This is a genomic window from Cupriavidus pinatubonensis, from assembly GCF_019602855.1.
Classification (GTDB): Bacteria; Pseudomonadota; Gammaproteobacteria; order Burkholderiales; family Burkholderiaceae; genus Cupriavidus; species Cupriavidus pinatubonensis.
In genome coordinates, this window is record NZ_CP080767.1 from 2,457,666 (window position 1) to 2,481,579 (window position 23,914).

A 23,914-nucleotide genomic window follows, 5' to 3' on the forward strand; every position below is an offset into this window, starting at 1 on the left:
CCGGAGCCCTGACGACGCGGGCTCCGGGTTTCCCACGATCCGATGTGCGTGCGCCACGTCCTGGCGCGCCGGTCGGATTGTGCTAAGATGCCACCAACAACTTCCCCGAGCGTTCGCTCATTTCTTCCCCCTTCCCTCTAGGTCTCGCCCGTCCGGGCCTTCTGTACCCTTTGTCTATGCACCTGACAGAACTCAAATCGCTTCACGTGTCTGCGCTTCTCGAAATGGCGGCAACGCTCGAGATCGACAACGCACAGCGGATGCGCAAACAGGAACTCATGTTTGCGATCCTGAAGAAGCGCGCCAAGATGGGCGAAACCATCTACGGAGACGGCACCCTGGAAGTTTTGCCAGACGGCTTCGGTTTCCTGCGCTCGCCGGAAACGTCGTACCTGGCCAGCACGGACGATATCTATATCAGCCCGTCGCAGATCCGCCGCTTCAACCTGCATACCGGCGATTCGATCGAAGGTGAAGTCCGCACGCCGAAGGACGGCGAGCGCTACTTCGCACTGGTCAAGGTCGACAAGGTCAACGGCAATCCGCCGGAAGCGGTCAAGAACCGCATCATGTTCGAGAACCTGACGCCGCTGCATCCGAACCGGCCGCTCCAGCTCGAACGCGACATCAAGGCGGAAGAAAACATCACCGGCCGGATCATCGACATGATCGCGCCGATTGGCCGCGGCCAGCGCGCACTGCTAGTGGCCTCGCCGAAGTCCGGCAAGACCGTGATGCTGCAGCATATTGCGCACGCCATTGCCAACAATCATCCGGAAGCCGACCTGTTCGTGCTGCTGATCGACGAGCGCCCGGAAGAAGTGACCGAAATGCAGCGCTCGGTGCGCGGCGAAGTGGTCGCCTCCACGTTCGACGAACCGGCCATCCGCCACGTCCAGGTGGCCGAAATGGTGATCGAGAAGGCCAAGCGCCTGGTCGAACTGAAGCGCGACGTGGTGATCCTGCTGGACTCGATTACGCGTCTGGCCCGCGCCTACAACACCGTGGTGCCGGCCTCCGGCAAGGTGCTGACCGGTGGTGTCGACGCCAACGCGCTGCAACGCCCGAAGCGTTTCTTCGGTGCCGCGCGTAACCTGGAAGAAGGCGGTTCGCTGACCATCATCGCCACCGCGCTAATCGAAACCGGCAGTCGCATGGATGACGTGATCTACGAAGAGTTCAAGGGCACCGGCAATATGGAAGTGCACCTGGAACGCCGACTCGCCGAAAAGCGTGTCTATCCGTCGATCAACCTGAACAAGTCCAGCACGCGCCGCGAAGAACTGCTGATCAAGCCGGACATCCTCCAGAAGATCTGGATCCTGCGCAAGTTCATCTCGGACATGGACGAAGTGCAGGCGATGGAATTCATCCTGGACAAGATGAAAGCGACGAAGAACAACGCAGAGTTTTTCGATATGATGCGCAGAGGCGGCTAAGCCTCGGCATCTTCGCCCTGCGAACAAAAGGCGTGCCGCGGCACGCCTTTTTGTTTTTTGTCGTGTGGCCCGCGGCAACGTTGCCCCCTAGCACCATGCTCGGCAAACTGACCCAATTCCTGCGCACCCGCTCGAAAGCCCGCAAGCTGGAGCACTACGCGATTCCCGATGCGCTGTGGGACCACACCGTGTCGGCACTGCCGTTCGTCCAGCGCTACCCGGAAGATGATCGGCGTGCGCTGCGTGAACTCGCCACGCTCTTCATCGCCGAAAAGGAATATTCGACCGCGCACGAACTGCCGCTGAGCGACGACATGGTCGTCAGTGTCGCCGTGCAGGCATGCGTTCCCATCCTCCGGCTTGGCATCGAGTGGTATCGCGGCTGGCATGGCATCGTGCTGTACCCGGGCGAATTCATCATCCGGCGTACGGTGGAAGACGAGATCGGTCTCGTGCATGGCATCGTCGAAGAGGCGAGCGGCGAAGCCTGGGAACACGGCCCGGTCATCCTGTCCTGGCCCGACGTCGAATCCCCAGGCGGGGGGCTCGATACCGAGCACGACGTTCCCGCAGACACGTACAACGTTGTCATCCATGAATTCGCCCACAAGCTCGACATGCTCGACGGCGAGCCGGACGGCGTGCCGCCGTTCTCGCGGGTGTTGCACCCTGGCGTCGATGCCGAAGCGTGGGCCGAGACATTCCTGACTGAATACGACCGTTTCGCGGAGACCTGGGACCGGCATCCGGTCGAAGCCTGGGAACACCCCGAGCGCTTGCCCGCCGCCTTGCGGCTGATCGACCCGTACGGCTGCGAGGCACCGAGCGAGTTCTTTGCAGTGACGGCCGAAGCATTTTTTGTCGAGCCCGTGGGCCTGAAGCGCCACTGGCCGGTGGTGTACCAATGCCTCGCAACGTTCTTCCGGCAGGACCCGGCTGGAACTTCCGCATAGCCAGCGCCGACGAGCAGGAGACGGTCGGCCGCGAATTGTGGTTGCGCTTCCCCAAGCCATTGTTTTTCTGCCATAATTCCGGTTTGCCCGTAATCGGCAAGTGGTTCGTTGGCCGCCGCGGCATTGTGCCGGCAGCGCGCAGCGGACTGGCTACCCAACCAGTAAGGAATCACCATGAAAGAAGGCATCCACCCGAATTACCGCGAAGTCGTGTTCCAGGACATGTCCTGCGACTTCAGCTTCATTACGCGTTCGACCATCCAGACCAAAGACACGATCGTGAAGGACGGCAAGGAATACCCGCTGGCCAAGATCGAAGTCTCGTCGGAATCGCACCCGTTCTACACCGGCACCCAGAAGATCATGGACACGGCCGGCCGCGTCGAGAAGTTCCGCCAGAAGTTCGGCAGCAAGCTGGGCAAGGTTGCGAAGTAATCGCTCCGGCGAACTTCCGTTTGCGTGGTGCCTGGGGACGGATGTTCCGGTACCGTGCAAACCCGCAAAAGAGGCAGCCGCGGCTGCCTCTTTGCATTTTTACCCTCTGTCATGACAATAGCGCCGCCGTTTCGCTTGCGGCAGCGGCTCGCGCCGCATTGCTGACCCGACCCGCCGATGCGTGAAGCCAAGACTTCCCCCGTCCAGTTGACTGCCGCCGCAACCGGTGCGCTGCCCCGCGTCCTGCTGCTGGCCATCTGTCTCATCTACGGGCTGACCGGCCTGTTCGACCGCGACCCATGGAAGAACGAGGATGCGGCCGGGTTCGGCGTGATGTGGCAGCTTGCAACGGGCGGCGTGCATGACTGGCTGATGCCGAACATCGCCGGGCGCCCGTTCACCGAAGACGGGCCGCTGGTGTTCTGGATCGGTGCCGCAATGATCCGCTTGTTCGGCGGCTGGCTCGGCGCCCCCGATGCGTCGCGCCTGGCCACGGCGCTGTGCTTCTTCGCCACCTGCGCCTTTATCTGGTACACGACTTACCTGCTCGGACGCCGCGACGAGGTCCAGCCCTTTGCTTATGCCTTCGGCGGACAACCGAGCGCGCGCGACTATGGCCGCACGCTCGCCGACGGTGCGCTGCTCGTGTTCCTGGCCTGTGTCGGCCTGGCTGTCCGCGGCCATGAAACGACCGCCCAGGTCGGCCAGGTCGCGCTGATCGCGATGATCCTGTACGCGCTGGTCCGCAGCCTGGACAAGCCCGTGCAGGGCAGCCTGTTGTTCGGCATTGGCCTCGGGGCCCTGACGCTCGCCAGCGGCCCCATCCTGCCGCTGGCCTTGCTGCTTGCGGGCGCGGTCTGCGCGGCGATCTGCGCTCAGCTCTCCTGGCGGCGCCTGGCCGCGATTGGCCTGCCCATGGCGCTCGTGATCGTCGCGGCGTGGTTAGCGGCTGCCTATTTCAGCGTGGCAGACCGGACTGAAGCGGTGAGCTACATCCGCGAGTGGGCACGCTATGACCGCCGCAGCTACGGCGCGCCGAACATGCAGACCTTCGGCTTCAACATGCGCAACTTGTTCCTGTATGCGTGGCCGGTCTGGCCGATCGCAGGCTGGGCCTGGGTTGCCTGGGCCGGCATGCGCCGCGCCCCGCATGTGGCGCTGCCGCTCGCACTGTTGTTGCCGACACTGGTGTTGCTGTTCCTGCAGACCAACGCCAGCGACGTGCAATTCATCCTGCTGCTGCCGCCGATGGCGATTCTCGGTGCCTTTGCGCTGCCGACGCTCGCGCGCGGCGTGATCAACGCGATCGACTGGTTCGCCCTGCTGTTCTTCACCATCTTCGGCGGCACGGTGTGGTTCCTGTGGATCGCCAAGACGACAGGATGGCCGCCGCGCATCGCCCGCAACGTGTTCCGGCAGTTGCCCGGCTTCCAGCACCACTTCACGCTTTCCGCGGTCATCTTCGCGCTGCTCGCGACGGTGGCGTGGGTGCTGGTGGTACGCTGGCGCCTGTCGCGCGCGCCCAAGCAGATCTGGCGCCCCGTCGTGATTTCCGCAGCCGGCACCACGCTGATGTGGGTCATGGCCATGACGCTGTGGCTGCCGTCGATCAATTACGGCAAGACTTACCGTGATGTCGTCGAAGCCGCGTCCATGGCGCTGCCGTCGACCTATGAATGCGTGCAGCCGATCCGCATGGGCAATGCGCAGCTCGCTTCGTTCGCCTACTTTGGACATTTCCGCTTCGGTGGCCCCGAGGATGGCTGCGACATCCTGCTGCGGCACGACAGCGCCGATTACGGCGAGCCGAGCAAGATCTCGCATTTCGAATGGCGGCTGATCTGGGAAGGCCGTCGCCCGGCCGACCGTGACGAACGTTTCCGGATGTATCGCCTGGTCGATACTTCGCACGCCACGCACACACGCCCTGAACTGCCGCGGCGCCGTCTGCCCCAGTAACCCTGAACCCTCCTGTCGGCGGCATGGCTGGCGGCCGCGCCGCCGCTGCCGGCTGACCTATGCGCTCTCTCGCGCTCGTATGAATCCGGCATGAACCTGCTCCACGATCTGCGGCGCATCGCCCATCTTGCCGCACCAGTTTTGGTTGGCCAGCTAGCCGTTATAGCGTTCGGCGTCATGGACACGGTCATGGCCGGTCGCGCGTCGGCCAGCGACCTCGCAGCGGTCGGCCTCGGCGGCTCGATCTATATCACCGTCTACATCAGCCTGATGGGCGTCCTGCAGGCGCTAGCGCCGATTGCCGGCCAGCTATATGGCGCGGGACGCAGCGACGAGATCGGCAGCGAAGTCCGGCAAGCCGCGTGGCTCGGGTTGGCGCTATCCGTCCCTGGCGTCCTGCTGCTCGCCTTCCCGGAACCGCTGCTTGCCTTCGCCAAGGCGCCACCGGAATTGGTCGGCAAGGCGAGCCAGTATCTGCATATCGGCGCGTTCGGCCTGCCCGCCGCGCTGGGCTTTCGCATCTATTCGGCGCTCAACAATGCGCTGTCGCGCCCGGTCATGGTGACAATGCTGCAGATCGTCGGCCTGGCCCTGAAGGTGCCGCTCAATGCGTGGTTTATCAACGGTGGCTTCGGCGTGCCGGCCATGGGCGGCCCCGGCTGCGCGCTCGCTTCGACACTGATCAGCTGGACCTGGTGCATCGCGGGGCTACTGATCCTGCGCTACAGCGCGGTCTATCGGTCCCTGAAGATTTTCTCGGCCTGGAGCTGGCCCGTGGCCACACAGTTGCGGGCACTGTTGCGGCTGGGCGTGCCGATGGGGCTGACTTACCTGATCGAGATCACATCGTTCACGCTGATGTCCATTTTCATCACGCGCATGGGCACCGTCATGCTTGCCGGACACCAGATCATCGCCAACCTGGGTGCCGTGGCCTACATGCTGCCACTTTCGCTGGCCATCGCCACCTCGACGCTGGTTGCCCAGTCGATTGGCGCGCGCGACATGGCTGGCGCCAGCCGCCTCGCGTGGCGCGGCATCTGCCTGGCAGCAGCCTTGGCCATGTTGACCGGCTGCCTGCTATGGCTGCTGAGGGAGACTGTGCTGCACGCTTATACGAAGGATGGTGCTGTCGTGGCCGCGGCACTGCCACTGGTGCTGTTTATCGCCTTCTATCAGGCTTTTGATGCCGTCCAGGTCATGACAGCCTTTATCCTGCGCGCCTACAAAATTGCGCTGATTCCGACGCTGATTTACGCCGGTTCGTTGTGGGGCATCGGAATTGGTGGGGGGTATGTGCTGGGATTCGGGCTGATCGATACCCTGCCCCCGTTCACGCGCGGCGCCTCCGGCTTCTGGATCGCCAACAGCGCGAGCCTGGCAGTGGCCGGCTTTTTCCTGGTTCGGTATTTCATGCGTATCAGTGCAGCGGAACGGCACTGAGCATTATTGGGCGGGTATTGGCTCTCTGCCCGGATGGAGAGTGAATGGCCCGCGCTATTGGCACTGATCCGGTATTTGATATTGAGCCAAGTACAAAAGAAAAAACCCACATGGCATTAACCATGTGGGTTTAGTTTTGGCGGAGTGGACGGGACTCGAACCCGCGACCCCCGGCGTGACAGGCCGGTATTCTAACCGACTGAACTACCACTCCTTAGTCGGCTGCTACCTCGAGCTTCGCTCGACGCAGCATATTCAGGCATTTGATTACGCCCGATGTTATGGCGTCCCCTAGGGGATTCGAACCCCTGTACTCACCGTGAAAGGGTGATGTCCTAGGCCTCTAGACGAAGGGGACAGAAACTTGTCTCTCAACACGTTCCGTCTCGCGCTGATTAGTCCGGTATTCTAACAAACTTCTCTGCGCTTTGGAAGCATCTTTTTTTACTGCGATGCTTCCTGAATTCTGGTGGAGCTAAGCGGGATCGAACCGCTGACCTCTTGCATGCCATGCAAGCGCTCTCCCAGCTGAGCTATAGCCCCGTATTACGGCATTTACTTCGCTACTGCATTTCACCGTCTTCGGTATTAACACCGCGTTCAGCGAATAAAAGGATTATATACAGCTTCGATATAAACCGCAACAGTTATTTGCCATTACGGTGATTATCAGATAATCCTCTCACTTATAAGAAAAAACCCACATGGCATTAACCATGTGGGTTTAGTTTTGGCGGAGTGGACGGGACTCGAACCCGCGACCCCCGGCGTGACAGGCCGGTATTCTAACCGACTGAACTACCACTCCTTAGTCGGCTGCTACCTCGAGCTTCGCTCGACGCAGCATATTCAGGCATTTGATTACGCCCGTTGTTATGGCGTCCCCTAGGGGATTCGAACCCCTGTACTCACCGTGAAAGGGTGATGTCCTAGGCCTCTAGACGAAGGGGACAGAAACTTGTCTTTCGACTTGTTCCGTCTGGGAACATCCAAACTGCAGATAATCCCGAAAATCTTGGTGGAGCTAAGCGGGATCGAACCGCTGACCTCTTGCATGCCATGCAAGCGCTCTCCCAGCTGAGCTATAGCCCCATGGTACTGCCATTTACTACTTTCTGCTCATTCGCCTGAGTCGGCATTAATCCACCGTTTCAAGCGAAGCCGAGATTATATATCAACCTCGATTTTTTGCAAGCACCCAATCTGTCTTTTTCTTGCCTGCTTTTCGCAGTTTTCAGCCTCACGACGCAAGATCTTTTCCAGACCGCCCGCTTGATCACTGACCGCGCTGCAGGGAGAACGAGATTATGGCGAACTCCGGGCCGGAGCGCAAGCCCCTGCCAGGAGTTTTTCGCAGCTTTTTACGCTTCGACGCCCGCGCCGATACGGCGCAGCACAGCTTCCCGGCCGAACAGCTCGAGCACCGCGTCGATGCTCGGCGTCTGCAACTGGCCAGCGACCAGCAGGCGCACTGGCATGGCCAGCTTGGGCATCTTCAGCCCAAACTCCGCAAGCACCGCCTTGAACGTAGCGCTGATGGCTTCGCGCTTCCATTCGGGCAAGGCGCCCAGTTGAGTCGCCAGCGCCTTCAGTGCCGGCTGGATTTCCGGCGTCAGGTGCTCGGCCTTCAGGGCAGCATCAGCCTGTGGCTCGCCGCGGTAGAACAGCAGCGCCGTCTGCGCAACGTCCTTGAGCGTATTAGCCCGGTCCTTGACGAGTGCGATCACCCCAACCAGGTCCGCACCCTCCACCTTGCCGCCGAGCGCCTCGATGAATGGACGCGTCAGCTCGGCCAGGCGCGCATTGTCGCCCACCTTGATGTAGTGGTTGTTCAGCCAGGCCAGCTTTTCCGGGTTGTACTGCGCCGGCGACTTGCCCAGGTGTTCGAGGTCGAACCACTCCACAAACTGCTCGCGGCTGAAGATTTCCGCGTCGCCATGCGCCCAGCCCAGGCGGGCCAGGTAGTTCACCACGGCTTCCGGCAGATAGCCTTCATCGCGATAGCCAGTCACGCTCATGGCGCCATGACGCTTGCTCATCTTCTCGCCGCTCTCGTTGAGCACCGTGGGCAAGTGCGCGTAGACGGGCTGTGTGCCGCCAAGCGCGCGGATGATATTGATCTGACGCGGCGTATTGTTGACGTGGTCGTCACCACGGATCACGTGCGTGATCTTCATGTCGAGATCGTCGACCACCACGCAGAAGTTGTAGGTGGGCGTGCCGTCCGGCCGCGCAATGACGAGGTCGTCCAACTCCTCGTTCGAGATCTCGATACGGCCCTTGACCGCGTCGTCCCAGACTACGCTGCCGTCAAGCGGATTGCGGAAACGCAGCACCGGCTTCACGCCGGCCGGCGGCTGCGGCAAGACCTTGCCCGGCTCGGGGCGCCAGAAACCGTTGTAGCGCGGCTTTTCGCCGCGCTCGCGCTGGGCTTCGCGCAGCGCGTCCAGTTCTTCCGTGCTCATATAGCACGGGTAGGCCAGGCCGCTGTCGACCATCTGGGCCAGCACCTCGCGGTAGCGGTCCATGCGCTGCATCTGGTAGAACGGGCCTTCGTCGATATCCAGGCCGAGCCACGCCATGCCTTCGAGGATCACGTCGACGGCTTCCTGCGAGGAACGCTCGACATCGGTATCTTCGATGCGCAGCACGAAATCGCCCTTCATCCGGCGGGCGAACGCCCACGGATAAAGCGCGGATCGAATATTGCCGAGGTGGATAAAGCCGGTCGGGCTCGGCGCGAAACGGGTGCGGACGCGTTGGGTCATGGCGGTCGGGGAACAAACAAAAAAGCCCGCGCGGACGCGCGCAGGCTGGAATATGTCGGTGCTGCATTATAGCAAGCGAACCCGCTGGCCCACGCCCGCCAGGATGCTCGCCAGCCGACCCGCCACCCTCCCGGACGGAATCATTTATGCTTCGGGCGGTCACAAGAACGGCCAGTGCAAGAATTCCCCATCACTGAGCCGGCCAAGTCACATTTCCGATTCCGCCTGCCTCTGCTTATCCACTGGCACCCGATTCATGCAACGACGTCATTTTCTCGGCGCCTCCGCAGTCGCCTTGCTCTCCGCGTGCTCGTTCGGCCCGCGCCCTTCCACACCGGTTGAGCCCGCTAATCCGGTGGCCACACAGCCAGCGCCACGACCCATCAAGATCGGCCTGGCGCTCGGCGGTGGCGCCGCGCGTGGCTTTGCCCATATCGGCGTGATCAAGGCGCTCGAAGCACAAGGCATCCACCCGGACCTGGTCACGGGCACCAGTGCGGGCTCGGTGGTCGCAGCACTCTATGCCACCGGCATGAGCGGCTTCGAGCTCAACAAGCTCGCCCTGACCATGGATGAAGCCGCCATCGCCGACTGGGCCCTCCCCTTCGGCACCCGCTTTGGCGGCTGGCTCAAGGGGGAGGCCCTGCAGAACTACGTGAACCGGCTGGTTTCGAACCGCCCGATCGAGGCGATGAAGCTGCCGCTGGGCATTGTGGCAACCGACCTCAAGACCGGTGAGCGCATCCTCTTCCGGCGCGGCAATACGGGCCAGGCCGTGCGCGCGTCCAGCAGCGTGCCAGGCGTGTTCCAGCCGGTTTCCATCCAGGGCCGCGATTATGTAGATGGCGGTCTGGTCGAGCCCGTGCCGGTCGATTCGGCGCGCAGCATGGGGGCCGATTTCGTCATCGCCGTCAACATCTCGGCAGACCCGTCCAGCCAGAAGAATGGCGGCCAGAGCGGCGTGTTGCTGCAGACCACGACCATCATGGGCCAGTCGATCAACAAGATGGCACTCGCGCGTGCGGACGTGGTGATCCGCCCTGAACTGCCGGACATGGGCAGCGGCGATTTCAACGCCCGCAACCGCGCCGTACTGGCAGGAGAACAGGCCACGGCGGCGATGATGGCGACCTTGCGCCAGAAGCTGGAACAGGCCCGGCTGCGGCCGGCCGGTACCGTGGCGGCGCAATAGCCGGACTGCCGCACAAAACAAAAGGACTGCCGGGGCAGTCCTTTTGTTTTGGCGCATGGCTGACGATCAGCCGCCGTACAGCGTGCGCGTGCTCGCGTTCGGGTCGAATCGCTTGAGCGTCTCGACCATGTTGCCGAGGCTGTCGCCGCGGCTCGACGACTGGTTGTCGTCGATGCGGCGTGCGCCGTTGTAGCGCGTCACCCAATAGGCGGCGCGCATGTCGTCGACACGGATCTTGCTGCCCGTGGACGGGGCATGCACGAACTTGTTGTCGCCGATATAGATGCCGACGTGCGAAAACGTCTGGCGCATGGTGTTGAAAAACACCAGATCGCCGGGGCGAAGGTCGCTGGCGGCCACGTTGGTGCCGACCTGGCTGATTTCGACGGAACGGCGCGGCAGCATGAAGCCGAAGGTGTCATGGAACACGTAGCGGACAAAGCCGCTGCAGTCCAGGCCGGATTCGGGGCTGTTGCCGCCGAAGCGGTAACGCACGCCGATCAGGCCAAGCGCGTTCATGACCAGGTCACCAGCCTTGCTGGCGACATTGCTGGTGGAAGTCACGACCGACGACAGCAAGCCACGCTTGCCTTCCGCATGCGTGTCCGCGCCCAGTTGGGCCGAAGCGTCGATGCGGGCATCGGGATCCTTGAAGACCGTATCCGCCAGCACTCCATTCGACACAGTCGCACCGCAGGCAATGGCAATCCCTGCGGCAACGCGTGCCAGGGAATGAAGTACCGATCGCTGCATTGGTTCTCCTGATGAATCGTTCGAATCATCCCCATCACGCCGGACGAATACCGCGGCGCGGATGGTGATGCCTGAATCATTGCGGGGATGAACCGAACGCAAGAAGCGCGCCGGTCATATGGGCACAAAAACCGTGCAGGTCTCGCCGCAAAGCGGACGAGCGACCACCCCGAAAAATAGTCCTCGCGGGATGGTATAGGCTTGTCACCCGCCTGTCAAAGTTCGTTACAAATTTGACAGAAAGCGCTTTGCAATCAATGACCTACTTCATTTTTCGCATCTGGATTGTCGTTTTTTTCATCACAAATGCGTGACACCGCCGGGAGGCGGTGTCTTGCTGCACGGCAATGGAGTCAGGCTGCACCAATCTGGGCAGCAGCCATCAGCTTGCGCGTATAGGGATGTTGCGGCGCACCGAGAACGGCCTCGGTCTCCCCTGCCTCCACCACCTCGCCGGCCTTCATGACGATGACCCGGTGGGCCATCGCCCGGATGACCGCAAGATCGTGGCTGATGAACAGATAGCTGAGGTTGTATTTGTGCTGCAACTGGGAAAGGAGACCCAGCACCTGCTGCTGGATCGAGACATCGAGCGCCGATGTGGGCTCGTCGAGCACCAGGATCTGCGGCTTGAGGATGAGCACCCGCGCGATCGCGATGCGCTGGCGTTGTCCGCCCGAGAATTCGTGCGGATAGCGGCCGAGTGCAGTCCGGTCCAGTCCGACCTCGCGCAGCGCTTCGATAACCCGCTCGCGCGTGGTCTCGCGCTTCAGGCCCGGCTGGTGCAACGCCAGCCCTTCCCCGACGATCTGCTCGATCGTCATGCGCGGCGACAGCGACCCGAACGGATCCTGGAACACCACCTGCATGCGCGCGCGCAACTTGCAGCGGTCCTTGCTCGTGGCGTCGTCGAAGCTGCGGCCCAGGAAATGGATCGTGCCCGCGCTCTTGCGCTGCAGCGCCAGCACGGTATGGGCCAGCGTGGTCTTGCCGGAGCCAGATTCCCCGACGATGCCGATGGTTTCGCCTTCGCGCAGCTGAAAATCGACGTCCTTCACCGCAGCGAACTGGTCCTTGCCGAACCAGCCGGCGATGCCCTTGCGCTTGCGCGCGTAGTTGACGCACAGGCCGCGCGCCTCCAGCAGCGTCGGCGCCAGTGGCACGAGCGGCAGCACCTCGCGCCGCGGGCGACTGTCGATCAGCTTGCGCGTGTAGGGATGCTGCGGCGAGGCGAACACCTGCGCGGTCTCGCCGGTCTCGACCAGCACGCCCTTCTCCATGACACCGACACGCTGTGCGAACGAACGCACGAGGTTCAGGTCATGGGTGATCAGCATCACCGCCATGCCGAACTCGGCCTGGAGATCACGCAACAGGTCCACGATCTGCGCGCGAATGGTGACGTCGAGCGCCGTGGTCGGCTCGTCCGCGAGCAGCAGCTTCGGGCGGCAGGCGAGCGCCATGGCGATCATCGCGCGCTGGCGCTGCCCGCCGGAAAGCTGGTGCGGGAAACTGTCGAAGCGGTGTGCCGCATCGCTGATGCCGGTGCGTTCCAGCAGTGCAATCGCGCGTTCGCGCGCAGCGCGCCGGTCGAGCCCTTCGTGGAGCGCCAGCGTCTCGACAATCTGGTTGCCGATCGTATACAGCGGGTTCAGCGCGGTCATCGGCTCCTGGAAGATCATGGCGATCTCCGCACCGCGGATGGCGCGCATGTCACGGTCCGATACGTCGAGCAGGTTGCGGCCCTCGAACCGGATCGCACCCTGGTAGGCAGCGTCCTCGACGAGCCGCAACATGGCAAGCGCGGTGACCGTCTTGCCGGAGCCCGACTCACCCACCAGCGCATAGCGCTCGCCGGCACGCAGGTCGAAGCTGACCTCGCGCACGGCGCGGGTAGCGTCGTCGCCGTGACCAAACGTCACCGACAGCTTGTCCACGCAGATCAGCGTACTGCCCGGCGCCGGGGACGGCGTCGGCTCGAGCGGCATGGCCTCCGCTTCCCGCAGCTTCGGTACCACGTTCATGGCGTCACCCCTGCCGGCGCGCCGGCCGGCACCTTCGGCGCCACGCGGCCGCGCAGCGCAGCCAGGCCCAGGCGCGTATCGAACGCATCGCGCAACGCGTCACCCATGAACGTCAGCAACAGCAAGGTGACCACGAGTACCGTGAAGGTCGACAGCGAGATCCACCAGGCATCGAGGTTGCCCTTGCCCTGCGCGAGCAGCTCGCCAAGGCTCGGCGTAGTCGGCGGCACGCCCAGGCCCAGAAAGTCCAGGCTGGTCAGCGCAAGGATCGCAGCACTCATGCGGAACGGCAGGAACGTGATCACCGGAGTCAGGCTGTTGGGCAGGATATGGCGCCACATGATCTGCACATTGGACAGACCAAGCGCCCGCGCCGCCTTCACATAGTCGAGCGAACGATTGCGGTAGAACTCCGCGCGCACGTAGTCCGACAGGCCCATCCAGCCGAACAACGACAGCAGGATGATCAGCAGCGCCAGGCTCGGCTCGAAGATCGACGCAAAGATGATCAGCAGGTACAGCTCCGGCATGGAACTCCAGATCTCGATGGCCCGCTGAGAGAACAGGTCGAAGCGCCCGCCGAAGAAGCCCATCAGCGCCCCAGTCAGCGTACCGATCAGCACGCCGATCAGCGTGAGCGCAAGCCCGAAGAGCACCGACACGCGGAAGCCATAGAGCAGGCGCGCCAGCACGTCGCGGCCGCGATCGTCGGTGCCAAGCCAGTTCTCGGCCGACGGCGGCGCCGGATTGGGTTCCTTGGCGAAGTAATTGAGCGAATCGTACGAATAGTGGTTCAGCGGGAATACCGCGAAATTGCCGTTGGTGGTGATGCGGTCGCGGATGTACGGATCCAGGTAATCGGCCGGCGTGGCGAAATCACCGTCGAACGCGGTTTCCGGATAGACCTTGACGATCGGGAAATACCACGCGTCCTTGTACCGCACCACCAGCGGGCGATTGCTCGACAGGACTTCCGCGCACAGGCTGAGCACGAAGATCGCGACGAACAGGATCAGGCTCCAGTAGCCCAGGCGATTGCGCCGGAAACGCTGCCAGGCCCGCTGGCGCGGGGACGGCGAATGCGGCAGGCCGTTCGGCACCGATTGCGAGAGGACTTTCATTTGTGCAGGGCCTCGAAGTGGATGCGCGGGTCGACCAGCACGTAGCAAACGTCGGAAATCAGCCGGGTCACCAGGCCGATCAGCGTAAACAGGTAGAGCGTGCCGAGCACGACGGGATAGTCGCGCCGCAATACCGCTTCATAGGACAACAGCCCGAGGCCATCAAGCGAGAAGAGCGTTTCGATCAGCAGCGAGCCCGTGAAGAACGCGCCGATGAACGCAGCCGGAAACCCCGTCACGAGCGGGATCAGCGCATTGCGGAACACATGCTTCCACAGCACGCGGCGCTCCGACAAACCCTTGGCCCTTGCCGTCAGTACATACTGCCGGCGGATCTCGTCCAGGAACGCGTTCTTGGTCAGCATGGTCACCACGGCAAAGCTGCCCACCACCGATGCGGTGATCGGCAGCACCAAGTGCCACAGGTAATCCATGACCTTGCCCATCAGCGAGAGCTGGTCCCAGTTGTCGGAAGTCAGGCCGCGCAGCGGGAACCACTGAACGAAGGTGCCGCCGCCGAACAGCACGAGCAGCAGCACGCCCAGCACGAAACCCGGAATCGCGTAGCCGACCAGCACGATCATGCTGGTCACCACGTCGAAGCGGCTACCCGCCCGGATCGCCTTCGAAATACCGAGCGGCACCGATATCAGGTAAGTCAGGAAGAACGTCCATAGCCCCAGGCTGACCGAAACCGGCAGCTTGGACTTCACCAACTCCCACACACTGCGGTGCTGGAAGTAGCTCTGGCCGAGATCGAACCGCGCAAAGCGCTTGAGCATCAGGAAGTAGCGTTCGAGCGGCGGCTTGTCGAAACCGTACAGCGCCTGGATTTCCTTGATCTTCTCGGGATCGACCCCGCGCCGGCCACGGTACTCGGCACCGCCGCCACTCGCCTCGCCGCTGCCGCCGCCACGCCCCTTCAGTTCCAGCATCATCTGCTCGACGGGGCCACCCGGCACGAACTGGATGACGACAAAGGTCAGCGTGATGACGCCGATCAGCGTCGGGATCATCAGCAAAATGCGCTTGAACAGATAGGCAAGCATCGGCCGTTCCTTTTGCTCAGCGAGCCTTCGGTTGCACGTCGGTGCGCCACCAGTTGCTCAGAATCCAGCCTTCGGCAGTGTAGTAATAAGGCAGCCGGTCCTTGGGATAGCCCAGCTCCTTGCGATACGCGACCCGATGCGACGCACTGTACCAGTTTGGCACGATGTAGTACCCATGCATCAGCACGCGGTCCAGTGCCCTGCCCGCGGTGACGAGTTCTTCACGCGTGTTGGCATGCAGCACGTTATCGACAAGCTGGTCCACCTGCGGCGACTTCAGCCCGAACAGGTTGTCCGAGCCCGGCGTGTCGGCCGCTTCGCTGGAAAACCGGTCGCGCAGTTCGTTGCCGGGGCTCTGCGAATCGGGGAAACGGATCGACACCATGTCGAAATCGAAATCTTCGAGCCGCTTCTGGTACAGCGCGTAGTCGGTGGTGCGCTGGTTCACCTGGATGCCGAGCTTCTCGAGATTTCGGACATAGGTGGTAATCACGCGGCTCATCGCGCCGCCATCATCGAGGAACTCGAACACCATCGGTTCGCCCTTGGCGTTGCGCAGTGCATCATCGGTATAGGTCCAGCCGGCCTGCGCCAGCAGGCGGCGTGCTTCGCGCAGGTTGTCGCGCAGCGTTCGCGGGGGGTTCGTGGACGGCTGCACGACGTCGGGGCCGAAGACTTCGGGCGCCAGCTTTGCGTGCATCGGCTCCAGCAATTTCAGTTCGCTCGGCCCCGGCTTGCCGTCGAACGTGGCGCTGGCCGCCAGTTCGCTATTGGAGAACCAGCTGTCCAGGCGCTTGTATGCGCCATAGAAAAGCTGGCGGTTGAGCCATTCGAAATCCAGCGCGAGGATCAGCGCCTGCCTGACGCGCACGTCCTTGAAGATGGGCTTGCGCATGTTCATGACAAAACCCTGCATGCCCGCGCCGTTGCGGTGCGGGAACTCCGTCTTGATCAGCTCGCCCTTGGTGAACTTCGTGCCCTGGTAGCTCTTGGCCCAGTTCTTGGCACGGTACTCGACGATCGCATCGAACTCGCCCGCCTTGAACGCTTCGAGCTTGGCGGTTTCGTCCTTGTAGAGCCGGTAGATGACGCGGTCGAAATTGAAGGTGCCGCGCCGCACGGCCAGCTTCTTGCCCCAGTAGTTCGGATCACGCTTGAAGATGATGCCGCGGCCCGCGTCATAGCGATCGATGATGTACGGGCCGCTGGTCACCGGTTCTTCGAACGTCAGCTTCTCGAAGGGCACGGCCTGGGTCCATTTCTTCGAGAACACCGGCAACGAGCCGACGATCAGCGGCAGTTCGCGGTTGCGTTGCTTGAAATCAAAGCGCACGCTGCGTTCCCCCGTGACCACGACCGACTTCACGTCCATGCACATGCTGCGGTAGCCCGGGCTGGACGCCTTGCTCATCAGCATGTCGTAGGAATATTTCACGTCCGATGCGAGGACCGGGTCGCCGTTGGCGAAGCGCGCTTCGGGGCGGATATGGAAGACGACTGAAAGCTCGTCCGGCGCCACCGTGACATCGTCAGCCAGCAGCCCGTAGGCGCTCGCGGTTTCGTCGGCGCTGCTGATCAGCAGCGACTCGAACATCAAGGCGTTCAGGCCGGGCGCGGCGGTACCCTTCAGCGTGAACGGATTGAACTTGTCGAAGCTCGTGCGGCGGTCCGGGTTGGCCAGCACCAGCGTGCCGCCGACCGGAGCGTCCGGATTCACGTAATCGAAATACTTGAAATCGGCCGGGTACTTGAGATTCCCGTGCAAGGCAAAGCCATGCGCCGCATTCGCCGTTGCGGGAATGCCCGCAGCGAGCGCCAGCGCCAGCCCAAACCGCAGTACCGTGTCTCGACGGAAGCACTGCCATGCCGCCTGAAGCGGCCAACGTGCTTGTATAGGCATCCCGCTGGATTCCTCCAATATGACGCTGAGGTCCGGCGTTCTGCAGCCGGGCCAAGTTGTGAGACAATTTTACATGCGTCCGGGTAGGCTCCAGCCATCCGGACATTCCCTCTACACGGCGCAATAAAGTGGCCGTCGGACACCGGGGCATGCCCACGGCCGCGTGGCCGCAGCAGGAAGCGTGCCCGATACAACACCTTGGAGAACTTATGGGATTTCTGGCAGGTAAGCGGATCCTCATCACCGGCTTGCTATCGAACCGTTCGATCGCCTATGGCATCGCATCGGCCTGCAAACGCGAAGGCGCCGAACTCGCCTTCACCTACGTCGGCGAACGGTTCAAGGACCGGATCAGCGACTTTGCCAAGGAATTCGGCACCGATCTCGTCTTCGAATGCGACGTCGGCAGCGACGAGCAGATCGCCGCAACCTTCGACGGTCTCGGCAAGCGCTGGGAAAAGCTCGACGGCCTGGTGCACTCGATCGGTTTCGCCCCGCGCGAAGCCATTGCCGGCGATTTCCTGGAAGGCCTGTCGCGCGAAGGCTTCCGCATTGCCCATGACATCTCCGCATACAGCTTCCCGGCGCTGGCCAAGGCCGCGCTGCCGATGCTGTCGGACAAGGCTTCGCTGCTGACGCTGACCTATCTCGGCGCCGAGCGCGTGGTCCCGAACTACAACACCATGGGCCTGGCCAAGGCCGCGCTTGAGGCGAGCGTGCGCTACCTGGCGGCGTCGGTCGGCCCGCGCGGCATCCGCGCGAACGGCATTTCGGCCGGCCCGATCAAGACCCTGGCTGCGTCCGGCATCAAGGACTTCGGCAAGCTGCTCAATGCCTTCGAAAACTCGGCCCCGCTGCGTCGCAACGTGACCATCGAGGAAGTCGGCAATGTCGCGGCCTTCCTGCTGTCCGACCTCGCCAGCGGCGTGACCGGCGAGATTACCTACGTCGACGCCGGCTTCAACATTGTTGGCGCGGGTCTGCCGGAGTAATCAGCGCAAACAGCGCAAGCTCAAACCCGCCAACCGGCCCTGAAGGGGTGCCAGCGCTTGCTGGCACCCCTTTTTCATTGGGTCAGCCCGGGCGCGTCCGCTGGCGTCAGCGTCCCATGCGCCGATCGTAGCGATTCGAGATACGGCCCAGCAGGTTAGGATCGCGCGAATCGCTCGCATCGAACTGCACCCGCACCGAGCCGTCGGCCTGCCGCTGCACACTGGCGCGGACGACCGTGTTGCCGTAGTTCCCCGCGATGGAGCCGCTCGCGTAGTCCTGCACGCTGACGGCCACGCCTTCATCGCGCATGGCGCCCGCCGCGGCATCGAAGGAACGATCGAAACTCGCCGGCGTCCCTGGAGCGGGAACGCCATAGTATGTACACCCGCCCTGCAGGAGCAGCAGGACGACGGCAAACACTGCCAGCACGATGCGTTTCATGGCGCCACCTTCGTCCGGACCGGACCGAGTGATGTTCCCGATACGACCTTAGTGCGTCGCTGCCACATTTTCAATTTCTACTGCAACAACGGGATCTGCCGCGGCGCAAACGACGCGCCGTTCCTACCCAATCCCAGTCGCCGCCGTTTGCCTGCCATGTGCCTTTCCTCTGCCTAATATGGGGAAACACCGGGTCGCCTAACGCTTCGCGACCTTGGCGCCATGGCTCTTTCCGCACGCCTCAGACCGCCGCCGCTCGCGCTCTACGCGTTTTCCCCGACTGTCCCGAGATGCAAACAGGTTGTCCCGCATAGTCAAACCGCGACCCGCCAATCTCCGATACTTCGCCAGTCGCTTCCGAGACCATGTCACGGTCCCGGGCCGCCCGATACCGGCATGACCAAAAGGGCGTTCAAGATTCTCAGGAGAAGCATTCATGCTTGGACATTCTTCCACTCAACCCGCCATGGTGACCGGCACGCAAACCGTGGCCGCATCCCGCTTCTATCCATGGCTGGTTTTCGCGCTCAGCTTTGGCCTGCTGCTGTCGGACTACATGTCGCGCCAGGTGCTCAACGCAGTATTCCCGTTGCTGAAAGCGGAATGGGCACTCTCCGACACCGAACTCGGCGCCCTGGGTGGCATCGTGGCGCTGATGGTCGGCCTGCTGACGTTTCCGCTGTCGATCCTTGCCGACCGCTGGGGCCGCGTCAAAAGCCTGACGCTGATGGCCGCGCTCTGGAGCGTGGCGACGCTAGGCTGCGCGCTGGCCAACAACTTCGGCGAAATGTTCATCGCCCGCCTGTGCGTCGGCATCGGCGAAGCGGCCTACGGCAGCGTGGGCATCGCCGTGGTGCTGTCGGTGTTTCCGCGCCACCTGCGCGCCAGCCTGAGTTCGGCCTTCATCGCTGGCGGCGCGTTCGGCTCCGTGCTTGGCATGGCTGCAGGCGGCACGCTGTCGGCCCAGTTCGGCTGGCGCTGGGCGTTCGCCGGCATGGCCATCTTCGGGCTGGTACTCGTGGTGATCTATCGTGCGCTGATCACGGAGCCGCGCCTGCAGGCACAGCGCCGCGCATTGGGCGAAGACGCGGCACCTGAAGTGCAGCGCGAGAGCATGACCATTCGTCCGCTGCTGTCGGCCCTGTTCTCCGCGCGGTCCATCCTTTGCGCCTACGTAGGCAGCGCCCTGCAACTGCTCGTGATGGGCGCACTGCTCGCGTGGATGCCCAGCTTCCTGTCGCGCTACTACGGTATGGCGACGGACCGTGCAGGCATTACCGCTGCGGCGTTCGTCCTGGCCGCCGGTGCGGGCATGGTGGTGTGCGGCGCGCTGACCGACTGGGTCGCCCGTCATTCCCCGTCGCGCAAGTGGCTGATGGCCATCGGCTACAGCGTCACCTGCTGCGTGCTGCTGGCTGTGGCGTTCCGGCTGCCGGCCGGTACGGCGCAGCTTGCGCTGATCGGTGCAGGCATGCTGCTGGTCGGCGGCACGGCTGGTCCCGCCAGCGCCGTTGTGGCCAATCTGACTCGTCCCGCTATCCACGCGACCGCGTTTGCCACGCTCACGCTGGCCAACAACCTGCTGGGCCTGGCCCCGGGCCCGTTCGTCACCGGTGTGCTTGCCGACCGCATCGGCTTGCTTGGCGCGCTGCAGTGGATTCCGCTGACCGGCCTGCTCGCCGCAGTGTGCTTCATCGCCGGCCGCCGCTACTACACGGCGGATCTGGAGCGCCTGGAGCGCCAGCGCGGCGCAAAGTAAACCACTACCTGACCTACTGGAATTCTGGAACTCCAATGAGCCTTACTACTGACACCACCGTCCTGCTGGTTCCCGGCCTGCGCGACCACGTCGCCGAGCACTGGCAGACCCTGCTCCAGGCGCAACTGCCGAACGCCCGCTCCGTGGCGCCGCTGGAACATGACAAGCTGAGCCGGGATGCGCGCGTGGCCGCCCTGGACGCCGCGCTCGCACAGATCGACGGCCCCGTGGTCCTGGTTGCGCATAGCGCCGGCGTGATGATCACCGTGCATTGGGCCGCGCAGCACCACCGCAAGATCCGCGGTGCACTGCTAGCGACGCCCGCCGATCTCGAAACCCCGATGCCGGCCGGCTATCCGCAGCCCGAGGCACTCGCCGACCACGGCTGGCTGCCTGTGCCGCGCAAGCCGCTGCCCTTCCCGAGCATCCTCGCGGCCAGCCGCAATGATCCGCTGGCGAAGTACGAACGCGCCGTGCAGCTGGCAAGCGACTGGGGCAGCGAACTGGTCGACCTTGGCGAAGTCGGCCACCTCAATCCGGCCGCCGGCTTCGGGCCGTGGCCGCGCGCCACCGCGCTGATCGATCAGCTGCTCCGCAAGAACTGAAGCCGGCGCGCAACACGCCGGCTGCAGACCGCAGGGGCCGCTCCGGCCCCGCAAGCTCCCATGCAATCCCCAGCAGTACCCAGCAGTACCCATTTCGACGGGCAGTTCCGCCTTGCAACCCCATCCCCAAAGGAAAAGAAGGAGATTTACCCCATGAAGCTCAGGAGCATGGCCCTGGCCACCTTGCTTGCCTGTTCTGGTAGTGCATTCGCGCAGTCGACAGTGACGCTCTATGGCGTCGCTGACATCAACATCGAGTATGTGAACCACGTCGGCGCCATTCCGACGGCAGCCAACCAGTTCAATCCGGGCGCGGCCCACAGCGTGTTCCGCATGGACTCGGGCGGCGTTTCCGGATCCCGCTGGGGCCTGCGCGGCACCGAGGATCTCGGCAACGGCGTGAAGGCGCTGTTCGTGCTGGAAAACGGCTTCAGCCTGGATTCGGGCGCGCTGCAGCAGCAAAGCCGCCTGTTCGGCCGCCAGGCGTACGTCGGCGTGCAGAGCAGCAGCCTTGGCCAGATTACGCTCGGCCGCCAGTACACCTCGATCTTCGAAGCGCTCGCCAACTTCGTGCCGGGCGCTTATGCCACGCAGTACGAGCCCGCAGCACTGCTGACGGGCGCGAACTTCCGTGAAGACAACACGGTCAAGTACACCGGCCAGTTCGGTCCGGTCACGGCGCTGGCGCACTACTCGTTCGGCACCGGCCTGGCACTGCCGGCCTTTGTCGGCGTGGCAACGCCGATCGGCGGCAACGGCGAAGTCCCGGGCCAGGCCCGGCGCGACAGCGCGTACGGCGCTGCACTGGCCTACACGCAAGGTCCCTTCGGCGTGACCGCAGGCTATGACCAGTGGAATCCGACCATTGGCACCAGCAGTGGTACCGCCAAGAAGGCTGTCATCGCCGCCAGCTACACCTACGGTCCCGCCAAGGTCATGGGCGGCTACCGTTGGGGGCAGAGCAAGAATGCGGCAGACGTCCTGATCGGGCGTGACGACTTCTACTGGATCGGCGCCGCCTATCAGGTGACGCCCGCCGTCGCCCTGTCGCTCGAGTACGACTACGACAACCTCAAGAATCAGTTCGGAAATACAAGCCTCGCCAACCCCTGGCAGGTTGCGTTTATCGCGAACTACGCATTCTCCAAGCGTACCGATGTGTACCTGAGCACGGCTTACGCCAAGAACGCCGGCCTCGCGCTCGATTCGGCGTCCAACTTCTATGCCACCAGCCTTGCCACGGGCAACAGCTACGCGCTGCCCAATGGCAAGAACTCGATGCTGGGTGCGGCTGTAGGCGTGCGCCACAAGTTCTGAGCGCACAAGGATTCAACTGATGCTCGTTTGGCCATGCCAGGGAAACCTGGCATGGCGTTTTTTTTTGGACCTCGCGGAATTGCGAGGGATCAGCCGACACGCGCTACATCTTCTCCGGCATGGCCGACGAGTGATGACTCGTAATCAGCCACTGCGTGCCATCCCACCGATACGTGTATGTATAGCGTGCCTTGACCACAGCCCCCGTCCGCGCGAAGGTGAACGTGTAGAGGCCGGCGTCCACGGCAGAGTTGCATCCGATTTCGATGGTGCGGAAGTCGATCTTCCCGGATGGCCTGTCTTGCAGGAAGTGATGGAAGTAGTCTTCCTTCTCCGCGACCGTCACGCGGGGCTTGTTCGATACCGTGGGAAGAAGAATGGAGCGCTCTGCATAGTTGGCTGCGACCTTGCGCGGGTCGCCTGTCTGCAATGAGCGGTTCCATCGATCAAACAGCGCCGAAATCTCCTGCTCCGATGTCGCCTTGCAGCTTTCCGTGCGCGACGCCTGCGTACTCCCTGTCGCGCCTGTAGTAGCGGTGGTACCTGCGGTGCCTGGCGTGCCCTGGTTCATGGCACATCCCGCGAGTACCAGCGTCAACGCTGCAATGCGATTGGGGTTCATGACAGAGCTCCTCAATTTCAGTTCTTGGTATTGAGAATGGAGCCTGGGCTCAACGCATGGAGTATGGTACATCCCGACAGCGTTAGCCATTTCCATCTGCCGTCCGCAACGCCAGCCGCCCGCAATGGGGTCTGAGCACCACTCCGGATGAACCGTGCAGATTGGGAGCGAAATTTTTCGCTTGCCGGCATTGCGGCGCACCGCCCCCTCGCTACCGGGCCTGAAAGCGAAAACGCCCCGTCATGGACGGGGCGCATGGACGGGGCGCCGTGTCAGCGGCCTTCTCGCAGGAACTCTCCCACCACCCGCGCCGATTCGCGTGCCGCGGTCAGAAGAAAGAGATGGCCATCGTCGTGGAACACATGCAGAGCCGAGTCCGGAATGCAACCGGACAGGATCTTTGCGTTGATCAGCGGCACGATCGGGTCATCGCTGCCATGCAAGACCAGCGTGCGCTGCTTCAGCGCCCGCAACCACGGCAGGCTGCTCCAGCCCCATGCGGCCAGCAGTTGATACAGGTAGCCGCGCCCGCGCGGCGGACGCATATGCCCCCCATGGACATCGAGCAATGACGGGTCGTCGCGAAAGGCGCCGCCGTAGATGTCCCCACCGACTCGCCGCAGGTACTCCGCATCGGTGTAACGTCGAATGCCGATCATCTTGGTGAGGACGGATGGGCTGCCCGGCACCATGAGCACGCCAGGCGATGTGGCAGCCAGCACCAGGCGGCGGCAGCGCTGCGGATACAGCCGCGCGAATTCCTGTGCCAGTGCGCCGCCCCATGAAACGCCGAGCGTATCGACCGGTCCGGCATAGCCGAGGTGCGACAGCAGCTTGTCTGCCATCACGCAAAGATTGGAGAAACGATAGGGGAACAGGGGCGCCGGAGAGCCGCCGGCACCGGGGATGTCGAAGATGATCACTTCCACATCCGGCAGCGCATCGACGAAGGGTTCGACGAGTTCAAGGTTTGCGCCGATGCCATTGAACATAAGCAGCGGCGGGAGATCGCCGCTGCCGGGCCGGATGCCGACCCTGAGTACCTGCCCGTCTAGGTCTACCGTACGGGTCTGCATGATATGTCCAGCTTCGGGGCTGGCATTGTTAGTTGTCATCAAGTCGTCCCGGAGAGGTTGGCGGT

General features: G+C 63.1%; 19 protein-coding genes and 6 tRNA genes. 10 read left to right on the forward strand and 15 right to left on the reverse strand.

Translation table 11 applies throughout. The features are described from left to right. The first annotated feature begins 176 nt into the window (after positions 1–176). The 5 genes from rho to K2O51_RS24035 all read left to right on the forward strand — a co-directional run bounded on the left by rho (position 177) and on the right by K2O51_RS24035 (position 6,229). Complete coding sequence (gene rho, locus K2O51_RS24015; RefSeq protein WP_011298277.1) at positions 177–1,439, forward strand: transcription termination factor Rho; 1,263 nt, start codon at positions 177–179, stop codon at positions 1,437–1,439. 95 nt (positions 1,440–1,534) lie between these two features. Next, the gene (locus tag K2O51_RS24020; protein ID WP_220630891.1) at positions 1,535–2,392 is read left to right on the forward strand and encodes a M90 family metallopeptidase; all 858 of its coding nucleotides are present in this window, start codon (positions 1,535–1,537) and stop codon (positions 2,390–2,392) included. A 174-nt stretch (positions 2,393–2,566) separates the two neighbouring features. Continuing rightward, complete coding sequence (locus tag K2O51_RS24025; RefSeq protein ID WP_011298279.1) at positions 2,567–2,827, forward strand: type B 50S ribosomal protein L31; 261 nt, start codon at positions 2,567–2,569, stop codon at positions 2,825–2,827. Between the two features lie 177 nt (positions 2,828–3,004). Further along, entirely contained in the window at positions 3,005–4,786 is a 1,782-nt protein-coding gene (locus K2O51_RS24030; protein WP_011298280.1) for an ArnT family glycosyltransferase, read from the forward strand. 90 nt (positions 4,787–4,876) lie between these two features. Further along, positions 4,877–6,229, forward strand: a complete 1,353-nt coding sequence (locus K2O51_RS24035; protein WP_011298281.1) for an MATE family efflux transporter — start codon at positions 4,877–4,879, stop codon at positions 6,227–6,229. Between the two features lie 137 nt (positions 6,230–6,366). Here the strand turns inward: K2O51_RS24035 and K2O51_RS24040 are convergent. The 7 genes from K2O51_RS24040 to gltX form a co-directional block, all read right to left on the reverse strand. Beyond that, a tRNA-Asp gene (locus K2O51_RS24040) sits at positions 6,367–6,443 on the reverse strand. Positions 6,444–6,511: 68 nt separating this feature from the next. Continuing rightward, a tRNA-Glu gene (locus K2O51_RS24045) sits at positions 6,512–6,587 on the reverse strand. 109 nt (positions 6,588–6,696) lie between these two features. Beyond that, positions 6,697–6,772 (reverse strand) — tRNA-Ala (locus K2O51_RS24050). Positions 6,773–6,960: 188 nt separating this feature from the next. After that, a tRNA-Asp gene (locus K2O51_RS24055) sits at positions 6,961–7,037 on the reverse strand. A gap of 68 nt (positions 7,038–7,105) precedes the next feature. Further along, positions 7,106–7,181: transfer RNA gene (locus K2O51_RS24060), tRNA-Glu, on the reverse strand. Positions 7,182–7,245: 64 nt separating this feature from the next. Continuing rightward, a tRNA-Ala gene (locus K2O51_RS24065) sits at positions 7,246–7,321 on the reverse strand. 269 nt (positions 7,322–7,590) lie between these two features. After that, entirely contained in the window at positions 7,591–8,997 is a 1,407-nt protein-coding gene (gene gltX, locus K2O51_RS24070; RefSeq protein ID WP_011298282.1) for a glutamate--tRNA ligase, read from the reverse strand. A gap of 256 nt (positions 8,998–9,253) precedes the next feature. Here gltX and K2O51_RS24075 point away from each other — a divergent pair, with 256 nt between their 5' ends. Continuing rightward, the gene (locus tag K2O51_RS24075; protein WP_011298283.1) at positions 9,254–10,189 is read left to right on the forward strand and encodes a patatin-like phospholipase family protein; all 936 of its coding nucleotides are present in this window, start codon (positions 9,254–9,256) and stop codon (positions 10,187–10,189) included. A gap of 66 nt (positions 10,190–10,255) precedes the next feature. Here the strand turns inward: K2O51_RS24075 and K2O51_RS24080 are convergent, their stop codons facing one another. The 5 genes from K2O51_RS24080 to K2O51_RS24100 form a co-directional block, all read right to left on the reverse strand. Continuing rightward, entirely contained in the window at positions 10,256–10,942 is a 687-nt protein-coding gene (locus tag K2O51_RS24080; RefSeq protein ID WP_011298284.1) for a C40 family peptidase, read from the reverse strand. Between the two features lie 353 nt (positions 10,943–11,295). After that, positions 11,296–12,930: an ABC transporter ATP-binding protein gene (locus K2O51_RS24085; RefSeq protein WP_049796465.1), complete on the reverse strand. Its 1,635-nt coding sequence runs from the start codon at positions 12,928–12,930 to the stop codon at positions 11,296–11,298. 32 nt (positions 12,931–12,962) lie between these two features. Further along, positions 12,963–14,087 carry an ABC transporter permease gene (locus tag K2O51_RS24090; protein ID WP_011298286.1) on the reverse strand — a complete coding sequence of 375 codons (1,125 nt, stop codon included), beginning with the start codon at positions 14,085–14,087 and terminating at the stop codon, positions 12,963–12,965. Continuing rightward, complete coding sequence (locus tag K2O51_RS24095) at positions 14,084–15,136, reverse strand: microcin C ABC transporter permease YejB (RefSeq protein ID WP_011298287.1); 1,053 nt, start codon at positions 15,134–15,136, stop codon at positions 14,084–14,086. Before K2O51_RS24095 ends, K2O51_RS24090 begins: the two co-directional genes overlap by 4 nt. A 16-nt stretch (positions 15,137–15,152) precedes the next feature. Next, on the reverse strand, positions 15,153–17,036 hold the full coding sequence (locus tag K2O51_RS24100; protein WP_011298288.1) for an extracellular solute-binding protein: 1,884 nt from the start codon (positions 17,034–17,036) through the stop codon (positions 15,153–15,155). A 209-nt stretch (positions 17,037–17,245) separates the two neighbouring features. Here K2O51_RS24100 and fabI point away from each other — a divergent pair, with 209 nt between their 5' ends. Then, positions 17,246–18,028, forward strand: coding sequence for an enoyl-ACP reductase FabI (fabI, locus tag K2O51_RS24105; protein ID WP_011298289.1), 783 nt, complete (start codon positions 17,246–17,248; stop codon positions 18,026–18,028). 106 nt (positions 18,029–18,134) lie between these two features. Here the strand turns inward: fabI and K2O51_RS24110 are convergent, their stop codons facing one another. Then, positions 18,135–18,470, reverse strand: a complete 336-nt coding sequence (locus K2O51_RS24110; RefSeq protein WP_011298290.1) for a hypothetical protein — start codon at positions 18,468–18,470, stop codon at positions 18,135–18,137. 436 nt (positions 18,471–18,906) lie between these two features. Between K2O51_RS24110 and K2O51_RS24115 the strand changes: the two genes are divergently transcribed. The 3 genes from K2O51_RS24115 (at position 18,907) to K2O51_RS24125 (ending at position 22,151) form a co-directional block, all read left to right on the forward strand. Continuing rightward, complete coding sequence (locus K2O51_RS24115; protein WP_011298291.1) at positions 18,907–20,229, forward strand: MFS transporter; 1,323 nt, start codon at positions 18,907–18,909, stop codon at positions 20,227–20,229. 35 nt (positions 20,230–20,264) lie between these two features. Next, positions 20,265–20,834 (forward strand): RBBP9/YdeN family alpha/beta hydrolase, encoded by a 570-nt coding sequence (locus K2O51_RS24120; protein WP_011298292.1) that lies wholly within the window; start codon positions 20,265–20,267, stop codon positions 20,832–20,834. A gap of 153 nt (positions 20,835–20,987) precedes the next feature. Then, positions 20,988–22,151, forward strand: coding sequence for a porin (locus K2O51_RS24125; protein WP_011298293.1), 1,164 nt, complete (start codon positions 20,988–20,990; stop codon positions 22,149–22,151). A 103-nt stretch (positions 22,152–22,254) separates the two neighbouring features. Here K2O51_RS24125 and K2O51_RS24130 read toward each other — a convergent pair whose 3' ends face one another. Both K2O51_RS24130 and phaZ read right to left on the reverse strand, forming a co-directional pair. After that, positions 22,255–22,773 (reverse strand): SgcJ/EcaC family oxidoreductase, encoded by a 519-nt coding sequence (locus K2O51_RS24130; protein ID WP_245001878.1) that lies wholly within the window; start codon positions 22,771–22,773, stop codon positions 22,255–22,257. Between the two features lie 272 nt (positions 22,774–23,045). Continuing rightward, on the reverse strand, positions 23,046–23,888 hold the full coding sequence (gene phaZ, locus K2O51_RS24135; RefSeq protein WP_011298295.1) for a poly(3-hydroxyalkanoate) depolymerase: 843 nt from the start codon (positions 23,886–23,888) through the stop codon (positions 23,046–23,048). Positions 23,889–23,914 lie beyond the last annotated feature (26 nt).